This is a genomic window from Pseudoalteromonas sp. MIP2626 (genome assembly GCF_013414205.1).
In the GTDB taxonomy this organism is placed as follows: Bacteria; Pseudomonadota; Gammaproteobacteria; order Enterobacterales; family Alteromonadaceae; genus Pseudoalteromonas; species Pseudoalteromonas nigrifaciens.
On the sequence record NZ_JAATTW010000109.1, the window covers coordinates 1 to 1,504 of the forward strand.

Annotated in this window: 1 protein-coding gene and 1 pseudogene; one reads left to right on the forward strand and one right to left on the reverse strand. The window is 41.4% G+C overall.

Annotated features, from left to right (window positions below; all coding sequences use genetic code 11):
- The first annotated feature begins 284 nt into the window (after positions 1-284).
- Positions 285-1,082: an SDR family oxidoreductase gene (locus HC000_RS18205; RefSeq protein ID WP_179808382.1), complete on the forward strand. Its 798-nt coding sequence runs from the start codon at positions 285-287 to the stop codon at positions 1,080-1,082.
- Positions 1,083-1,177: 95 nt separating this feature from the next.
- Here the strand turns inward: HC000_RS18205 and HC000_RS18210 are convergent.
- Positions 1,178-1,504 (reverse strand): annotated as a pseudogene (locus HC000_RS18210) (IS30 family transposase); the annotation flags it as partial.

Genomic DNA, 1,504 nt, shown 5'->3' on the forward strand with positions numbered 1-1,504 from the left:
AATACAGGAGCCGTATACGAGGCCCGTACGTACGGTTCTGTGAGAGGGATGAGGCAAAAGCCTCACCCTACTCGATGCTTTTAGCTAACGTTAACCTTTATTACCACAAAATCTCCTCACAAAATCACTTATTTAATCTAACAACGGATGCTTTTAGAACACACATTATTACTTGTGTAATCAGTTATGTAGCATTTTCATATAACAATAAAATCCTTGGTCCATTTAAACTATGCCGCAATGCTAAATTGATGCTAAGTTAAATAAAAAATAGGAGATAATTTGTGTCAAAAGTAGCGTTTATTTCAGGTGCAAGTAGAGGTATTGGTCGTGCAACTGCTATCGCATTTGCAAAAGCAGGTTATCGAGTAGCAATAACAGCTCGTGAATTAGATAGTGAGGTAGCACAACAAAGTACGCAAGGAAGTTTAAAACAAACAGCCCAAATGATGGAGCAATTAGGCTGTGAGGTTATTGCGCTAAAAATGGATTTACTTGATTTTAACTCCGTTGCAAGTGCCCTAAAGCAGGTGTTTGAACACTTTGGTAAAATTGACGTGGTTGTTAATAATGCTATTTATCAGAGAGCTGGCCTTAATGCTTCTTTACTAGATGTAACGCAGCAAACGCTTGAAAAAGTTGCTAGAGGTTACATAGGCGCGCCAGTGCAAATAGCACAAGCTGTTTTACCAAGTATGTTAGCCCAACAAAGCGGTTGTATAATAAATATAACCTCGGGAGCAGGTGAAAAAGATCCGCCTATTCCTGCATCTAAAGGGGGCTGGGGTTATGCATACGGTGCAGGTAAGGCTGCAGTGTCGCGACTGTCGGGTATTATTTGCCGTGAACATGGTCATCAAGGTATTCGCGCTTTTACAGTAAACCCGGGAGTTGTTAACACTGAAACGCTAAGAGCGACTATTGGCGATCAGGGTATTAAAGGCTTGCAGCAGGCTGTAGCCGAACCGGATGAAATAGGTAATGTATTGTTATGGATTGCAGATAACTCTGCAGCAGATGAGCTGCAGTACAGTACCATCTCCGCACAAAAGTTAGCGCGCGAGTTAAACCTACCTAAATAATCGAACCTCATATAATCTTGCTGCTTTGTGCTAGGTCAATTAAGCGCAATTACAGCAAGGTTATAATTCTCGAATTCAAGTATTAAGTGCAATCATTATGCAGCCACCAGTATTTCTGATTGCCCCGTAAATAATTCATGAGGGGTTTTATACCCTCTTGTTTTTCTTGGTCGATGATTGAGCTTATCAACTGCCGCCTGTATCTCTGCTTCACTTAGTGCCATAAAATCAGTTCCCTTGGGGAAGAAGCGTCTAAGTAAGCCGTTGGTATTCTCATTTATACCTCGCTCCCATGATGAATAGGGATGAGCGAAATACACATCAGCTTCTAATGCTTGTGCGACATTCTAATGCTTGTGCGACATGCTCATGGTGAGCAAACTCTTTTCCATTGTCTAACGTCACGGTAATAACCCTATCTT